Origin of the sequence: Streptomyces roseifaciens, assembly GCF_001445655.1 — a bacterium.
Classification (GTDB): domain Bacteria; phylum Actinomycetota; class Actinomycetes; order Streptomycetales; family Streptomycetaceae; genus Streptomyces; species Streptomyces aureoversilis.
Genome location: NZ_LNBE01000004.1, coordinates 158,091 through 174,101, shown reverse-complemented (window position 1 = coordinate 174,101; position 16,011 = coordinate 158,091). Strand labels below are relative to the sequence as shown.

General features: G+C 72.8%; 15 protein-coding genes. 3 read left to right on the top strand and 12 right to left on the bottom strand.

The window, feature by feature from the left end; genetic code table 11:
* The first annotated feature begins 221 nt into the window (after positions 1-221).
* Both AS857_RS17905 and glxA read left to right on the top strand, forming a co-directional pair.
* The gene (locus AS857_RS17905; protein ID WP_058044326.1) at positions 222-2,057 is read left to right on the top strand and encodes a glycosyltransferase family 2 protein; all 1,836 of its coding nucleotides are present in this window, start codon (positions 222-224) and stop codon (positions 2,055-2,057) included.
* A complete protein-coding gene (gene glxA, locus AS857_RS17900; RefSeq protein WP_058044325.1) occupies positions 2,054-4,009 on the top strand; it encodes a radical copper oxidase GlxA in 1,956 nt (651 codons plus the stop codon). Before AS857_RS17905 ends, glxA begins: the two co-directional genes overlap by 4 nt.
* 79 nt (positions 4,010-4,088) lie before the next feature.
* Here glxA and AS857_RS17895 read toward each other — a convergent pair whose 3' ends face one another.
* From AS857_RS17895 to AS857_RS17850, 10 genes are all read right to left on the bottom strand, one after another.
* Complete coding sequence (locus AS857_RS17895) at positions 4,089-5,123, bottom strand: glycoside hydrolase family 6 protein (RefSeq protein WP_058044324.1); 1,035 nt, start codon at positions 5,121-5,123, stop codon at positions 4,089-4,091.
* Between the two features lie 151 nt (positions 5,124-5,274).
* Complete coding sequence (locus AS857_RS17890) at positions 5,275-5,940, bottom strand: class F sortase (RefSeq protein ID WP_058044323.1); 666 nt, start codon at positions 5,938-5,940, stop codon at positions 5,275-5,277.
* A gap of 19 nt (positions 5,941-5,959) precedes the next feature.
* Entirely contained in the window at positions 5,960-6,607 is a 648-nt protein-coding gene (locus AS857_RS17885; protein ID WP_058044322.1) for a hypothetical protein, read from the bottom strand.
* Between the two features lie 163 nt (positions 6,608-6,770).
* On the bottom strand, positions 6,771-7,550 hold the full coding sequence (locus AS857_RS17880; protein ID WP_058044321.1) for an HAD-IIA family hydrolase: 780 nt from the start codon (positions 7,548-7,550) through the stop codon (positions 6,771-6,773).
* Between the two features lie 128 nt (positions 7,551-7,678).
* Entirely contained in the window at positions 7,679-8,749 is a 1,071-nt protein-coding gene (locus AS857_RS17875) for a 2-aminoethylphosphonate ABC transporter substrate-binding protein (protein ID WP_058044320.1), read from the bottom strand.
* Positions 8,750-8,764: 15 nt separating this feature from the next.
* Positions 8,765-9,583 carry an ABC transporter permease gene (locus AS857_RS17870; protein ID WP_058044319.1) on the bottom strand — a complete coding sequence of 273 codons (819 nt, stop codon included), beginning with the start codon at positions 9,581-9,583 and terminating at the stop codon, positions 8,765-8,767.
* Positions 9,570-10,421, bottom strand: a complete 852-nt coding sequence (locus AS857_RS41525; RefSeq protein ID WP_245700264.1) for a 2-aminoethylphosphonate ABC transporter permease subunit — start codon at positions 10,419-10,421, stop codon at positions 9,570-9,572. The genes AS857_RS17870 and AS857_RS41525 overlap by 14 nt, the downstream gene beginning before the upstream one ends.
* On the bottom strand, positions 10,418-11,500 hold the full coding sequence (locus AS857_RS41520) for an ABC transporter ATP-binding protein (RefSeq protein ID WP_058044318.1): 1,083 nt from the start codon (positions 11,498-11,500) through the stop codon (positions 10,418-10,420). Before AS857_RS41520 ends, AS857_RS41525 begins: the two co-directional genes overlap by 4 nt.
* Positions 11,497-12,228, bottom strand: coding sequence for a phosphonatase-like hydrolase (locus AS857_RS17855; RefSeq protein WP_275477373.1), 732 nt, complete (start codon positions 12,226-12,228; stop codon positions 11,497-11,499). Before AS857_RS17855 ends, AS857_RS41520 begins: the two co-directional genes overlap by 4 nt.
* 5 nt (positions 12,229-12,233) lie before the next feature.
* A complete protein-coding gene (locus AS857_RS17850) occupies positions 12,234-13,358 on the bottom strand; it encodes a TIGR03364 family FAD-dependent oxidoreductase (protein ID WP_058044317.1) in 1,125 nt (374 codons plus the stop codon).
* A 246-nt stretch (positions 13,359-13,604) separates the two neighbouring features.
* Here AS857_RS17850 and AS857_RS17845 point away from each other — a divergent pair, with 246 nt between their 5' ends.
* Complete coding sequence (locus tag AS857_RS17845; RefSeq protein ID WP_058044316.1) at positions 13,605-14,057, top strand: hypothetical protein; 453 nt, start codon at positions 13,605-13,607, stop codon at positions 14,055-14,057.
* A gap of 72 nt (positions 14,058-14,129) precedes the next feature.
* On the opposite strand, the gene AS857_RS17840 is transcribed toward AS857_RS17845, so the two are convergent.
* Together AS857_RS17840 and AS857_RS17835 are read right to left on the bottom strand one after the other, a co-directional pair.
* Complete coding sequence (locus AS857_RS17840; RefSeq protein WP_058044315.1) at positions 14,130-14,915, bottom strand: GntR family transcriptional regulator; 786 nt, start codon at positions 14,913-14,915, stop codon at positions 14,130-14,132.
* A gap of 88 nt (positions 14,916-15,003) precedes the next feature.
* Positions 15,004-15,795, bottom strand: coding sequence for a hypothetical protein (locus AS857_RS17835; protein ID WP_058044314.1), 792 nt, complete (start codon positions 15,793-15,795; stop codon positions 15,004-15,006).
* Between the last annotated feature and the right edge of the window lie 216 nt (positions 15,796-16,011).

The window sequence follows — 16,011 nt, the reverse complement described above, 5'->3', positions numbered from 1 at the left end:
CCACTTTGCCCGGTAAACACCTTGTTTCACCCTTGCGATCATGCCCGGGCGTCCGAGATCCTGAACGGACAGCGATGACCCAACATCACTGAGTGACTATCGAGTTGAGTTGGGCTGCGCCGGGGGGGCCGGTGCTCTTGGGGTCCGTGCGGCCGTGGGGGGCCGGATGAGACCCGCGATCTGACACACGCAGTCAGCATGCGTGCGGGGGGCAATGACAGATGACGTCCACTCCTGCCGACGCCCGGCGGCAGCTCCACGACCCGACGGCGGCGGCCGGGCCCCGCACACCCGTCAGCCAGGGAACGATTCCCCAGCAACCCGGTCATAACCGGGCGCTCCCCGCGCGTCCGCCGAGAGCCCGGCCCCGCTTCGACTACGAGCACTACAGCCGGCTGGCCGGCCCGCTCACCCAGCCCGACCCGGACCGTCCCTACCGGGTGCGCTACCGCAGCCTGCTCGCCGAGGAGACGCACCGCGTCCTCGGCGCGGCCCTCCTCGGTGCCGCGCCCGTCGTGTCGCTGGGCCTGCTGATGTGGCTGATGCAGCCGGCGCACTGGACCCAGCGCGACCACGCCACGCCCCTGATGCGGGCGCTGGATGCGGTGATGCTGGTCTCCATCGGCCTCATCGAGCTCTTCCGCACGATGAACGTCGCCTCCAACGCCCACGCCACCCTCGTCGCCCGCGACCCCGTCCCGGTCGTTCCCGAGACCGGCACCAAGGTCGCCTTCCTCACCTCGTTCGTGCCCGGCAAAGAGCCGCTCGAGATGGTCACCCGGACGCTGGAGGCGGCGATCCGGCTGCGCCACCGCGGCCCGCTCGACGTCTGGCTGCTCGACGAGGGCGACGACCCCGCCGTCAAGGCCGTCTGCCGGCGGCTCGGCGTGCGCCACTTCTCCCGCAAGGGCATCGAGAAGTGGAATCAGCCGAAGGGCTCCTTCCGCGCCAGGACGAAGCACGGGAACTACAACTCCTGGCTCGACGCCCACGGCGACGCCTACGACTTCTTCGCCTCGGTCGACACCGACCACGTCCCGCTGCCCAACTTCCTGGAACGCATGCTCGGGTACTTCCGCGACCCCGATATCGCGTTTGTCGTTGGTCCTCAGGTCTACGGGAACTACGATGCGGCCGTGACCAAGGCCGCAGAAAGCCAGCAGTTCCTTTTCCACGCCCTGATCCAACGCGCCGGAAACCGCTACGGCGCACCCATGTTCGTCGGCACCAACAATGCCGTCCGCATCAGCGCCCTGAAGGGAATCGGCGGCCTCTACGACTCGATCACCGAGGACATGGCCACCGGCTTCGAACTGCACCGCCACCGCAATCCCGCGACCGGCCGGAAGTGGCGCTCGGTCTACACCCCGGACGTCCTCGCGGTCGGCGAGGGCCCCAATGCCTGGACGGATTTCTTCACCCAGCAGCTGCGCTGGTCCCGGGGCACCTACGAGACCATCATCAAGCAGTACTGGAAAGGGCCCTGGAGCCTCTCCCCGGGGAAATTCCTCAATTACACCCTGATGGTCATCTATTATCCGATGACCGCACTCAACTGGATGCTCGGCGCCCTCAGCTGCGCCCTCTTCCTCGGGCTCGGCGCCTCCGGAATCCAGATCAATTCCGAGGTCTGGATGATGCTCTACAGCGATGCGGCCGCCCTGCAGATCGGGCTCTACATCTGGAACCGCCGGCACAATGTCTCGCCGCACGAGCCCGAGGGCTCGGGCGGGCTGGCCGGCATGGTGATGTCCGCGCTCTCCGCACCGGTCTACGCCCGCTCGCTGACGGATGCCGTGCTGCGCCGCAAGAGCAGCTTCGTGGTCACCCCCAAGGGCGATTCGGCGAGCCCCGACACCCTCTTCGGGACGTTCCGCATCCATCTGTTCTTCCTGCTGGTCTTCGGCGGCTCGCTGGTGGCCTCCTTCTGGCTCGGCCACACCCACGTCGCCATGCGCACCTGGGCGTCGCTGGCCATCGCGATCACCGTCGCCCCGATCGTCGCGTGGTGGTGGACCACGCACCGCGCCAAGAGAGCCGTGGAGGCCTCCCGATGAACTTCCGGCACTACCGTGTCAGCCGCCGCACCCGCCGCTTCGCGGTCGGGTCGGCGGTGGTGCTCGCCCTGGCGGGCATGAACGGGCCGGCCATCTGGGGCTACGCCTCCCACCAGTACCACGACTACAAGATCAATCAGCCGGAGTACAAGGCGAAGAACGGCCACTGGACCGTGGTCGACGTCCCCGAGCGGTACCGGATCAATACGATCCACGCGGCGCTGCTGCACACCGGGAAGGTGCTCCTCGTCGCCGGCTCGGGCAACAACGCCGCCAATTTCCGGGCGAAGTCCTTCCGCACGGTCCTGTGGGACCCGGTGCAGAACACCTACAAGGACGTCCCCACCCCGAAGGACCTCTTCTGCGCCGGCCACACCCAATTGCCCGACGGCCGCCTGCTGGTGGCCGGCGGCACCCAGCGCTACGAGAAGCTGGAGGGCGACGTCGACAAGGCCGGCGGTCTGATGGTCGTCCACAACGAGGACCCGGACAAGCCGATGACGCTGCCCGCGGGCACCCGCTTCACCGGCCGCAAGAACGGCAAGACCTTCGAGGCGAAGGACACGGTGCTCGTCCCCCGCGCCAAGAAGGAGCAGGACAAGCAGACCCGCAAGGTCACCGTCACGGTCTCCACCGCCCGCGTCTACGTGGAGGCGCTGCGCAGGGGCCACCAGTACGAGACGGGCCTGACCGACAACTACCGGGTCGAGGGCCTCGCCGGCAAGGACGCGCAGAACGTCTACGGGATCGCCAACAAGCTCTCCTTCGACAAGAAGGACTTCCAGGGCATCAAGGACACCCTGGAGTTCGACCCCGAGGCCGAGCGCTACGTCACGGTCGACCCGATGAACGAGGCCCGCTGGTATCCGACGCTGACCACCCTCCAGGACGGCCGGGTCCTGTCCGTCTCCGGCCTCGACGAGATCGGCCAGGTCGTCCCCGGCAAGAACGAGATCTACGACCCGAAGACCAAGAAGTGGACCTACCTCCCCAAGGAGCGCTTCTTCCCGACGTACCCGGCCCTCTTCCTCACCGACAAGGGCCGCATCTTCTACACCGGTTCGAACGCCGGGTACGGCCCGGCGGACAAGGGCCGCGTGCCGGGCCTGTGGGACCTGACGAGCAACGACTTCACCGAGATCCCCGGCATGAGCGACCCGGACACCCTGGAGACCTCGATGTCCGTGCTGCTGCCCCCCGCCCAGGACCAGCGGTACATGGTGCTCGGCGGCGGCGGGGTCGGCGAGGACAAGAAGTCCACGGCCAGGACCCGCATCGTCGACCTGCACGACCCCAGCCCGCGCTTCCGCGACGGCCCCGAGCTCTACGCCGAGGCCCGCTATCCCAGCAGCGTCATCCTGCCGGACGACACGGTGCTGACGACCAACGGCTCGGGCGACTACCGCGGCCGCAGCGACTCCAACATCCTCAGGGCCGAGATCTACGACCCGTCGGCCAACAGCAGGCGCGCCGTCGCCGACCCCCTGGTGGGCCGCAACTACCACTCCGGCGCCCTGCTGCTGCCCGACGGCCGCGTGATGACCTTCGGCTCCGACTCGCTCTTCGGCGACAAGGCCAACACCAAGCCGGCCGTCTTCCAGCAGCAGATCGACCTCTACACCCCGCCGTACCTCTTCCGGAAGGACCGCCCGGCGCTGAAGGACGCCGAGCCGAGGACGGTGGAGCTGGGCGGCACCGCCACGTACCGCACGGAGCGCCCGCGCGACATCGCCAAGGCGCGGCTGATCAGGCCGGGGTCGTTCACGCACGTCACCAATGTGGAGCAGCGCTCGATCGCGCTGGAGTTCACCAGGACGGCGGACGGGATCACGGTCACGCTGCCGAAGGACGCCTCGCTCGTCCCGCCCGGGTGGTACATGCTCCATGTCGTCGACGGCCGGGGAACGCCCTCGCCGGCGGTGTGGGTGAAGGTGCCCGTGGCGGAGTCGTGAGGCCGTGGCGGCCGGCGCGGGTCCGGGAAGCCCGCGCCGGTGCCGCCTGCGGAGCCGGTCCGGTGGAACGGCGCCCGGGTCAGCGGGCGTTGCGCGCCAGGTCCAGCGCGTAGGTCTCCCACCACTGGCCCGCGTCCGGGCCGCCCTTGCACGTGCCGTCCGACTCGCCGGGCCGCTTGACCCACAGGTACGCGTCCACCCTGGGGTCGCCGGTGCGCGTGGTGGGAGGTTCGCCGAGCGCGCGGCCGTGGGGGTTGCACCAGGCCTTCTCGTGGTCGGCGGCGCGCAGCGGGCCGTTGCCGTTGCGGCTGGTGTCGATGACGAAGTGCTTGCCGTCCAGGAGCTGGGACAGCCGGTGGCCGTAGTCCTTGTTGGCCTTGGTGGTCTGGAAGTTGGAGACGTTGAGCGCGAAGCCGTCGGCTCGCTCGATGCCGGCGCGGCGCAGCGGCTCCTCCATCCGGTCGGGCGGAGTGACCCAGCTGGGGTTGCCCGCGTCGAGGTAGACCTTGGTGTGCGGGAGCGACTTGAGGCGGCCGACGGCCTCCTTGAGCAGCGCGAAGCGCTCCTCGTGGTGCTCGTGGGGGGTGCAGCCGTCCGAGATGTGGGGCAGGGCGTCGGGCTCCAGGACGACCGTCGCGCCGCGGTCGCCGATGCCCCGGACGGCGCCGTCCAGCCAGCTCCGGTAGGCGTCGCCGTCGGAGGCGCCGCCCTGGGAGTACTGGCCGCAGTCGCGGTGGGGGATGTTGTAGAGCACGAGGACGGCGGTCCGGTCGGCCTTGGCCGCGGCTTCGGTGAAGCCGCGGGCCTGCCCCTCCGGGTCGTCCGGCCCGATCCACTCGGCGACGGGCTGGGCCGCGATCCTGGCGAGGAGCTCGGCCTGGCCGCTCCGGCCGCCCTTGCGGAGCTCGGCGGCCCGCTTGGCCGCGGTGGACTCGGGGTTGACCCAGAACGGGTCCTTCGCCTTGGGGTGCTGGGCCGGTGCCTGCGGGGGCGCCGCTTCCTCGGGGGGCTCGGCAGACGACGAGGAGCAGCCGGAGAGCAGCAGCAGCGCCCCCACGGCGGCCCCGGCGGTGGTGAGCGCCACGCGGGCGCGGCCGGAGTGACTGCCGTACATCGATTCCCCCTCGGGTGCATTCCTGCAGGGGTGTCCCCACGCCCCCACGGGACATGACCGGTCCCTGCAATGCTGGCACAAGCCACCGCCGGACCGTGAGTGATCCGCTGATGACGGGCAGTCAATTCGCCCGGTTGGAGCACCCATACGCTCAGTTCCGTCCGGTTCCGGTCAGGTAGGCGGAGACGACGACGTTCGCGCTGTACGAGCGGCGGTCGCGGTCGTAGTCCCCGCCGCAGGTGATCAGGCGCAGCTCCGCGCGCTTGGTGTCGCGCGGGCCGTAGGCCTTGGCGGCGTCGAAGCGGTCCTTGGTGAAGACGGAGACGTCCTCGACGGTGAACTCGGCGGTGGTGCCGTCGGCGCGGCGGACGCTGACGGTCTCGCCGGGCCTGAGGCTGCCGAGGTCGTAGAAGACGGCGGGCGCGTTGTCGGTGTCGACGTGGCCGACGAGCACGGCGGCGCCGGGCGCGCCGGGGGCCGGCCCGCCGCGGTACCAGCCGACGGCCCCGGCCCGCGCGTACGGGGGCGGGTCGACCGCGCCCAGCCGGTCCAGCCCCCTCTCCTCGACGGGGGCGTTCACGTCCAGGGTCCCGATGGCCAGGGCGCGGGGGCGGGCCGGGGGCAGGGGCGCGTGGGCCGGGGGCAGCGGGTCGGCGAGCGGCCGGCCCGCCGCGGCGACGTCCCCGGCCGTGGGGGTGGCGGACGACCCCGGCCCGTCGGTGATCTCACGCCCCCACAGCCACAGGGCGAGCAGCAGTACGGACCACACCGCCCCGGTCAGGAGCCGGCCGCGGCCGCCGGCGTGCGCTTCGGACATGGCCTGGGGTCGCCTTCCCTCACTGCTGCCGGGAGGACTCGGTGCGGCGGCGGTGCCAGATCAGGCCCGTGGCGATCAGTGCGGTGATGCCCGCGAGGACGAGGCCGGGGGTGCCGGGGGCGCTCTCCGCCGCGGTGCCGCCCCCGCCCGCGGGGACGGGCGCCACGGGCGCCGGCTGTTCCGGCGGCTTCTGCTGCTCCTGCGGGTGGACGGACGGCCGGTCCGGCACCGCGCGCTGCGGGGAGGGCTGCGCCGCCGGGGCCTGGGAGGGCAGCACCACCTGGTCGTGGCCGTGCGAGGGCGGCAGGGGCTTGCCGTGGGGGACGACCGTCAGCTTGCCCTCGGCCACCGCGTCGTAGCCGTCGCAGTTGACCCTGACGGGGTAGACGCCGGGGTCCACGGTCGAGCGGACCGTGGCCTCGGCGAAGAGCCCGGCCGAGTCCTTGGCGAGCTTGGCGTCGGTCACGAAGGCCTCGGAGGCGGCGGTGGCCCTGTTCCCCGCGCAGCCGGCGACGCGCAGCTGCACCTGGCCCCCCGGGTGGCTGCTGACGGGGGTGAGTTCGATCGTTCCGGACATGGTGGCGGGCTCGTCGTTGGCGTGCGCGGCGGGCGCGCAGACGGCGACGGCCGCGAGAGCACCGCACAGGGCGAGACGGACAGAGTCCATGGTGAACCTCCTGGTGTTCAGAGGTTCACCCGCTCTTCCCTGCGGGCGCATCCGCTCCGTGGGCGAGTTGCTCCGTTCGGTGCCGGACGGGGCCCGTTCAGATGAGGGCGGCGGGGCCCGTTCGGATCAGGGCCGGAGGCCGGGCCGTGCGGACCGGGCGGCGTCAGACGAGGTCGGCCAGGTCCGCGATGGAGTCGGCGACGCGGGAGGGCCGGAAGGGGTAGCGGTCGACCTCCTCGGGCCGGGTCAGCCCGGTCAGCACGAGGTACGTCCGCATCCCCGCCTCCAGGCCGGCCAGGATGTCGGTGTCCATCCGGTCGCCGATCATGGCGCTGTCCTCGGAGTGGGCGCCGATGGCGTTGAGCCCGGCCCGCATCATCAGGGGGTTGGGCTTGCCGACGAAGTACGGCTCGCGGCCGGTCGCCTTGGTGATCAGCGCGGCCACGGAGCCGGTGGCGGGCAGGGCACCCTCCGCGGAGGGCCCGGTCTCGTCGGGGTTGGTGGCGATGAAGCGCGCACCGGCGTTGATCAGCCGGATGGCCTTGGTGAGCGCCTCGAAGGAGTACGTCCGGGTCTCGCCCAGGACGACGTAGTCGGGCTCGGAGTCGGTGAGGACGTAGCCGATGTCGTGCAGGGCGGTGGTCAGACCCGCCTCGCCGATGACGTAGGCGGTGCCGCCCGGCCGCTGGTCGTCCAGGAACTGGGCGGTGGCCAGCGCGGACGTCCAGATGTTCTGGACCGGCACGTCCAGCCCGATGCGGGCGAGGCGGGCGTGCAGGTCACGGGGGGTGTAGATGGAGTTGTTGGTCAGGACGAGGAAGGGCTTGCCGGACTCTCTGAGCTTCTTGAGGAAGGCGTCGGCCCCGGGGATCGGGATGCCCTCGTGGACCAGCACGCCGTCCATGTCGGTGAGCCAGGACTCGATCGGCTTGCGCTCTGCCATGCGGTACTCCTGCCGTACGCGCCCGCTCGCGGGCCTGGGGGACGCCGGTTCGCACCTCTTCGTGCCACGTCCTGCCCCTCCAGCGTAATCAGCTCCCGTCGGCACCCGTCGGCACCCGTCGGCTCCCGTCAGCTCCCGGTGGCCTCCTTCCACGCCGAGACGTAGGAGGCGAGGTTCTTCTCGATGTCCTGCCAGTCCGGGCGGACGATCTCGACGCCCTTCATGATCTCCGCGAGGGCCTTGGCGTCGGGGCCGTCGGCCCGTACCGCGCTGCGGGCCGGGAAGCCGCCGCCGACGGTGGAGACCTGCTGCTGGACGTCGTCGCTCAGCAGGAAGTCGAGGAACTTCCTGGCGTTGTCCGCGTGCGGGGCGTTCCTGACCAGCCCGGCGGCGTAGGGCAGGGCGACGGTGGTGGGCTTCCCGGCCGGGCCCGCGGGGAAGAAGATCCCGAGGCGGGGCATGGACTTCATGGTGGCGTAGTTCATCTGGACGTCGCCGTTGGCGACGACCAGCTCGCCCTTGTCGGTCTTGGGCGCGAGCTGCCCGGTGGAGGAGGACGGGCCGACGTTGTTCTCCTGGAGCCGCTTGAAGTAGGCCATGGCGGCGTCCTTGCCGCCGAAGTCGTGCAGGGCCTTGACCAGGACGGCCGTGCCGTCGCCGGCGACGCCGGGCGTGGAGTACTGCAGCTTGCCCTTGTAGCGGGGGTCGAGGAGGTCGTCCCAGGTCTTCGGCGGGGTCCTGGCCTTGTCGGTGTTGTGGATGAAGCAGAGGTAGTTGTTGACCACCGCGGTCCACTTCCCGGCGGGGTCCTTGTCGCCCGCGGCGACCCCCTCCGAGCCCTGCGGCCGGTAGGTGGCGAGGAGGCCCTTGCCGTCGGCCTGCTGGATGAACGGGGGCAGGGTGACGACGACGTCCGCCTTGGTGTTGGACTTCTCCCGGGCCAGGCGCTGCACCATCTCGCCGGAGCCGCCCTCGACGTACTTCACCTTGATGCCGGTGCGCTTCGTGAACTGGGCGAAGACCTTGTCGTAGAAGCCGGACCCGTCCTCGGACTTGAGGCCGTCGGCGCTGTAGACGGTGAGCTCGGCGGCGTCGGCGTCCGCTCCGGCGGAGCCGCCGCAGGCGGTGAGCGGGGCGAGGAGGGCGAGGGCGGTTGCAGGGGCCGCGACGGATGCGCGCAGGCTGCGGGGGCTGGGCATGGGGGAGAGCTCCTGTCAGGAGGGCTGTCGGTAGGACGCTTTGCTGCGGATGCGGGAGACGGCCAGCAGGACGGCGAGCGTCGTCGCCATGAGGACGACGGCGAGGGCGGCGCCCGTGAAGAGCGCGCCGCGGTCGGTGGCGGCGTGGATCCGGACGGGCAGGGGCAGCCAGTCGGGCGGGTAGAGCATCATCGTGGCGCTCAGTTCGCCCATGGACAGGGCGAAGCACAGCCCCGCCGCCGCGGTGAGCGAGGGCAGCAGGAGCGGCAGTTTCACCTGCCACAGGACGCGGGCGGGGCTCGCCCCCAGGCTCGCGGCGCTCTGCTCGTAGGCCGGGTCGAGACGGGCCAGGGCGGCGGTCACCGACTGGTGGGCGAAGGCCGTCACCAGGACGGTGTGGGCGATGACGACGATCTCCCGGGTGCCGTTGAGGAGGAGCGGCGGTTCGGAGAAGGCGACCAGGAGTGCCAGTCCGACGACGACCGACGGTACGGCGACGGGCAGCACGAACAGGGCGTTCACGGCCTTGCGCAGCCTCCGCGGCAGGGCCTGGGCGGCCAGCGCCGCCCAGGTGCCGGTCAGCAGCGCGAGCCCGCTCGCGGCCGCCGCCGTCAGCAGGCTGACGAGCAGGGCGTCCGCGGAGTCGCCGCGCGCGAGGTCCGCGTAGTGCGCGGTCGTCGCCCCGTTGGGCAGGGCACCGCTCCAGCCGGTGGCGAAGGACGCGGCCACGATCACCAGCAGCGGCAGCGCGAAGAGGGGCAGGAAGAGGACGAGGAAGACGGCCCTGAGCGCCCAGCGGGCGCTGCGGCCGTGTACGAGGCTATGCGCGGGCACGGTGGGCTCCCGTCCGGGTGAGGAGCATGCGGTAGAGGCCGTACAGCGCGGCCGACAGGACGACGTTGACGACCGCGACGACGCAGGCGCCCGTGTAGTCGCCGTCGAGGATCGCCTTGCCGTAGACGAGGGTCGGCAGGGTCGTCACGCCCTTCGCGCCGGTGAACAGCACGATCCCGAACTCGTTCAGGCACAGCACCAGGACTAGCCCGCCGCCCGCGGCCAGGGCCGGCAGCGCCTCGGGCAGGATGACCTGCCGCACGATGCGGGCCGGCCGCGCGCCGAGCGAGGCCGCCGCCTCCAGCTGCGCGGTATCCGTCTGCGCGAACGCGGCCAGCAGGGGGCGCATCACGAACGGCGTGAAGTAGGTGACCTCCGCCAGCAGGACGCCCCACGGGGTGTGCAGGAAGTCGAACGGCCCGGAGGACGCTCCGGTGACGTCCGTCCAGAGGCCGTTGGCCATCCCCACGGTCCCGTAGACGAAGAGCAGGGCGAGCGTGATGAGGAAGGAAGGGAACGCGAGGAACACGTCGATGAACCGGCTCAGCGCCCGGCCGCCGGGGAACGGCACGAACGCGACGACGAACGCGAGCACGAACCCCAGGACGAGGGTGCCGGCGGTGGCCCCGGCGGCGATCCCCACGGTGTTGAGCAGCGCGTCCCGGAAGGACGCCTCTGCGAAGACGTCGCTGTACGCGCGCGTGGAGAGCGTTCCGCCGCCGCCCGGTGAGAGGGACTCGCGCACGACGAGGGCGAGGGGGTGGAGGAAGAGCAGGGCGAGGAGGAGGACGGGCGGCAGGACCATCCCCGCCCGCCCCGCGCGGGCGCGCAGCGTCACGGCGTTCCTCCCGGCGGCAGCACCACCGCGTCCGCGGCCGCGAAGTGCACGGACACCTTCTCCCCGGGAGCGGGCGGCGAGCTCAGCTCCCGTACCTCCGCGGTGAGTTCCGCGCCCGAGGGCTGCAGGCTCACCGTGACCCGGTGGGAGGCGCCCCGCCACTGCAGGCCCGTGACGGCGCCGTGCAGGACGTTCACGTCCGGTGCCGGCGGCGAGGGCTCGCCCAGGCCGATCAGGTGCGGGCGGATGCACAGCGTCGCCTCCCCCTCCCCCGCCCGGCCGCCGGAGCCCCGCACCCGGATCCGCGGACCGCCGTCCAGCTCGACCGCACCGTCCCCGCACCAGCGCGCCGTCAGCAGGTTCGCGCTGCCGACGAACGACGCCGTGAACGCGCTCCCCGGCGCCCGGTAGAGCTCCCGCGGCGTGCCGCAGTCGCGCAGCCGGGCGCGGTCCATGACCGCGATGCGGTCGGCGAGGGTGAGGGCCTCGGACTGGTCGTGGGTGACGTAGAGCATGGAGAGGCCGGGCAGTTCGCGGTGCAGGCGGGCGAGTTCGGCGAGCATCCCCGCGCGCAGCCGCGCGTCCAGCGCGGACAGCGGCTCGTCGAGGAGCAGCACGCCGGGCCGTACGGCGAGCGCCCGCGCGATGGCGACGCGCTGCTGCTGGCCGCCGGAGAGCTCGCGCGGATACCGCTCGGCGAAGCCGTCCATGCCGGTCATCTCCAGGGCCTCGGCGACGCGCCCTGCGATCTCGCCGCGCGGCACCTTCCGCGCCTTGAGCCCGAAGGCGACGTTGGCCTCGACCCGCATGTGGGGGAAGAGCGCGTACTGCTGCACGACCATGCCGATGCCGCGCCGGTGCGGCGGCAGGGCTGTGACGTCCCGGCCGCCGATCAGCACCCGGCCCGTGCGGGGGCGCACGAAGCCGGCGACGGCCCGCAGGGCGGTGGTCTTCCCCGACCCGGAGGGGCCGAGGAGGGCCATGACCTCGCCGGGCTCGACGGTGAGGCCGAAGTCGTCGAGGACGACGGTGCCGTCGTAGGCAACGGTCACCCCGTCGAAGCGGATGCCGCCGTTCATGACCCGCGCTCGGCGGTCGACTCGAACCCGGCGATCGCATCCGGGAGCTCCGCCACGGACGGCAGGACGCTGTGCGCCCCCGCCGCCCGCAGGGCCGCCTCGTCGTGCGCCCCGGTGCGGACCCCGGCCACCAGGCCGGCCCCGGCGCGGAGCCCGCTCAGCACGTCGTAGGAGGTGTCGCCCGCGACGGCGACGTCCTCGACGGCGTCCGCTCCGCGGGTCCGCAGGAGGGCGGCGAGCACCATGTCGGGGTACGGGCGCCCGCGGCCTCCCGCGTCGGCGGGGCAGAGGGTGAGGTCGGCGAGGTCCTGCCAGCCGAGGGCGGTGACGATCGCGTCCTGGGTGGCGCGGGCGAAGCCGGTCGTGAGGACGACCGTCCGCCCCTCGGCACGGAGCCGCTCGATAGCCCGGCGGGCGCCGGGGACGGGCGCGCAGCGGCCCGCGTCCACCAGCCGCCCGTAGGCCGCCTCGAACTCCGCGTTGGCGGCCTGCGCCCGCTCCTCGTCCTCGAAGAGGTGCCGGAAGACGGAGATCTTGGACTCGCCCATGGTGGCGCGGACGTGGGCGAGCTGCTCCGCGTGGCGCGCGCTGCCGGGCGCGACGCCGAGCGCTCGCGCGGCCTCGCCGAAGGCCTGCTCCACGAGGCCGTCGTCGGCGACGGTCGTGCCGGCCATGTCGAGGACGACGAGGCTGATGCGCCTCCGCGGCGGCGGGGTCGTGGGGCTCACCGCGCTCACCAGCCCAGCTCGTTCGCCGTGGCCTCGGCGATGGCCGGCGAGCAGGTCATGCCGCGCCCTCCGGGGCCGGTCACCAGCCACACGCCGTCGCGGACGCGCTCGCGGTGCACCACGCGCGCGGTGTCGGTGCACTGCGCGTACACCCCGGCCCAGCGGCGCCGGACCGGCGGCAGGGGGCGGCCGAGGAGCGACTCGGCGACGCGCGCGAGGTGCTCGTACGGCTCCTCCTGCACGTCGAAGGCGAACGGCGCCTCGTACTCGTGGGTGTCACCAATGGTCAGGCCGCCGTCCGCGCGCTGGACCATGAGCAGTTGCATCCGGTGCTCGGCGGCGACCGGCGGCTGGGGCCGGGCGGCGGCCAGGGCGTCGAGCGCGGCACCCCCGTAGGCCGGGTAGTAGCGGAAGCTGTCGGCGTCGGCGACCGAGGTCGGCAGGGGCTCGCCGAGGGGCGCGGTCTGCATCATCTGCAGGCGGACGCGGCGCACGGGCAGGGCGGGCGCCAGTTCGCGGACCAGGCCGCCCAGCCAGGCGCCGGTGCACAGCACGACCGCGTCGCCGGTGTGCACCTCGCCGCGGTCGTCGCGGACGGCGCGCTCGCCGACGACCTCGCGGACCTCCCGCCCGCCCAGGAAGGCGTACCGGCCGGAGGCCGACAGGGCTTCCCTGAGGGCGCGCTGGGCGGTGCGCGGCTCGACAACGGCGTCGCGCTCGCACCACAGGGCACCGAGGACGCCCTCGCCGCGCAGGGCGGGGTTGAGCGCCCGGGCCTCGGCGGGTCCGAGGAGGGCGAAGCCGCGGGCGGCGGCGTCGGGGCGGGCGGCCGCGGCCCGGGCGACGGCCAGTTCGGCCTCGTCCGTGACGACCGTCAGCGAACCGTTGGGACGGAAACCGAGGGCGGGGACGCGCTCGGCGATCCCCTCCCACAGCTCGCGGGCGCGCAGGGCCGTCTCCAGCTCCTCACCCCCGGCCCGGCCGCCGACCCAGACCAGGCCGAAGTTACGGACCGAGGCCCCGCGGGCCTCGGCCTCCCGCTCGATGTGGACCACTTCGTGACCACGCTGCACTGCGTGCCAGGCGTGCAGGGTTCCCACCACGCCGGCTCCGACGACTATGACTCGCATGCCGCGAACGGTCCTCGCAGCCGGTGACCCGCTGCGGTCCGGGCGACGACGCGGGGGTGAACGCGCCGTCAAAGTTGGCCTAGACCCGTTATCGTTCCGTGATTAACTTCCGCGCGCCCTGAATATGCCACTCGCTCCCGGACTTCGACGTAGGCGGACGGCGGAGCGGGTGCATACGGTGAGCGACGCCGATCCTGACTGTCCGCCAGGACCGGAACCACCGGATCAGAGGAGAGGGGCACTCCCTTGCCCGCACCCTATGAAGCGGAACTCACCCGCCTGATCACGACGTCCCTCGACAGCGAGGTGGCGACCACCAAGCCGAACGTGTGCACGAACGGTCCGGCCCCGAAATTCCAGGTCTGCGTGGAAGCCGTCGCAGGCACCCTCATCGGGAACTCGTGCCTGCCCTACACGCTGCACTTGTGCGCCATCGACGAGTGCAAAGCGGCCCCCAACGAGGAAATGAGCAAGTCGATCACCGACCAGACGTTCTCCCCGAACCACGGCTGGAAGCCCTACGGCTGCCAGGGGAAGTTCGTCAAGAAAGAGTGCTTCGTCATCACGGTGCCCAACCTCGACAGGTGCCGCGTGTTCCGCTACATCGCCACCCTGTGTGACAAGCAGGGCAAGATCGCCACCTTCATCCACAGCGCACCGTTCATCCTGGTGCCCCGGCACGCGGGCGGCGGCTGCTGACCGATGCCCGGCCCCGGGCGGTCGTCCGGCTCAGGGCGGCCGCCCGGGCTGTCTCCCCCGGCCCCGCGCAGCTCAGCCGTCGCCTCTCAGGTGCGTCGTGAACGAGAACCGGTCCCCCCGGTACAGCGACCGCACCCTCTCCAGCGGTCTGCCCTCCGTGTCGCGGGACAGCCGGTGGATCAGCAGCATCGGCAGCGCCGGAGGGGTGCCGATCAGGAGTGCCTCGCGCGGGGTCGCCAGGACCGTCTCCAGCCGCTCGTCCGCGTCGCCGAAGGCGATGCCGAGGCGCTCGCGGAGATAGCCGTAGAAGGAGGAGTCCGGGGCGAAGTCCGTGTCCAGGTGCGGTACCCGGGCGGCCGCCACGTACGTGCTCTCCAGGCCGACCCGCTCGTCGTCCGCGAGCAGCACCCGCTCCATGTGCCACACCGGCTCGCCCTCCGCGACGCCGACGTCGGGCGCGAGCGCGGCCGGGCACGGGAAGCGGTCGAGGCCGATCAGGGAGCGTCCCGGCCGGCGCCCCTGGCGCCGTACGCCCTCCGTGTAGCTGGCGAGGGCCAGCGGCTGTTCGAGCTTGGGGCCCGCGACGACCGTGCCGCGCCCCGAGCGGCGCAGCCGGCCCTCCAGGAGGAGTTCGCGCAGCGCCTGCCGCACGGTCTCGCGCGAGACCTCGAAGCGGACGGCGAGGTCGCGTTCCGTGGGCAGCGGGCCGCCTTCGCCGAGGCTGTCCAGCAGGGCGGCCACCTGCGTCTTGACCGCGTAGTACTTGGGGATCCGGCCGTGCTCGGGGATGCCGTCCCGGACGGGGGCACCGGGCAGGGGCCGGGGAGGGTCGTCGTCCGTGTGCTTCACGGCGCGCATCCTCGCACCCCCGCCGCGCGGCGGAGTCTCCGGCACCGCCCGGGCGGGCGGCTGGAGCGCTGCCGCCCGGGCGGCCCGGCGCCCGGCCTCAGCGCCCCGAGCGGCGTGCTCCGACGACGAGGGACGCCCCGGCGAGGAGCAGGGCGCCGGCCGCCGCGGCGATGGCGAGCAGGGGGCGCTGGGAGCCCGTGTCGGCGAGGATCGGCTGTTCGCCGTCGTCGGCTCCCCGCTTCTTGCCGGGGGCGGCACGGCCGGGGGCCTTGCCGATGCCGAACGTGTAGTCGTTGGACTCCCCCACCCAGTCGCCGTCGTCGCCGCGCCGCTGCACGGCGGTGACGTTGGCCGTCACGGGGCCCTCGGGGGCGTTCTTGGCGAAACCCAGGCGTACGCGTACGGGCACGCTCCCGTGCGCGGGGACGGAGAAGCCGGGGAACGCGGGGACCCGGGCGGCGCGGTGGGCGCGCTCGGCGCGGCCGGGGGCCTTGCCCCCGTCGAAGACGCCTACGTTCTCCGCCTCGTCGGTCCGCTCGAACCGCACGGGGCGCCAGCGCGCCGCCCCCGGGTCGTAGAAGTCGAGGCGGATGTCGCCGGGGGCGAGCGCGCGGCCGCGGTCGGCGAGGACCGCGACGGGGTGCACGGCCCGGCACTCGGTGCCGGAGTCGTTGCGCAGTTCCAGCCGCCAGGAGCGGGGCGGGGCGCCGCGCTCGTACGTCTCCGGGCCGCCGCTCAGCCGCGCGGCGATGGGGAAGTCCGGCGTACCGGGCGAGGCGCAGTGGGAGCGGACGGCGGTCCCGCCCGCCGGGGAGGCGGGTGCGGGTGCGGCCGTGGAGAAGATCGCGAGCGCGGTGGCGCCGAGGACGAGCACACGGGGCTTGGGCATCGCGGGACCTTTGCGGTGGGGGTCGTGGGGCCGGCCGGCGGGTTCGTGCCGTGGGCCCGGTTGACGGGTCGTGGGTCCTGTTGCTGTCCCGAACCTCCCACCGCCCGGCGGCGGTCCCCGGCCCGGCGCGGCCACGTACCCCCGACCAGCCGTCACATACCGCCCGATGAGCCTATTTTCGTGTCATCCGAGTGGCGCCGGTGCGCCGGGCCGTGC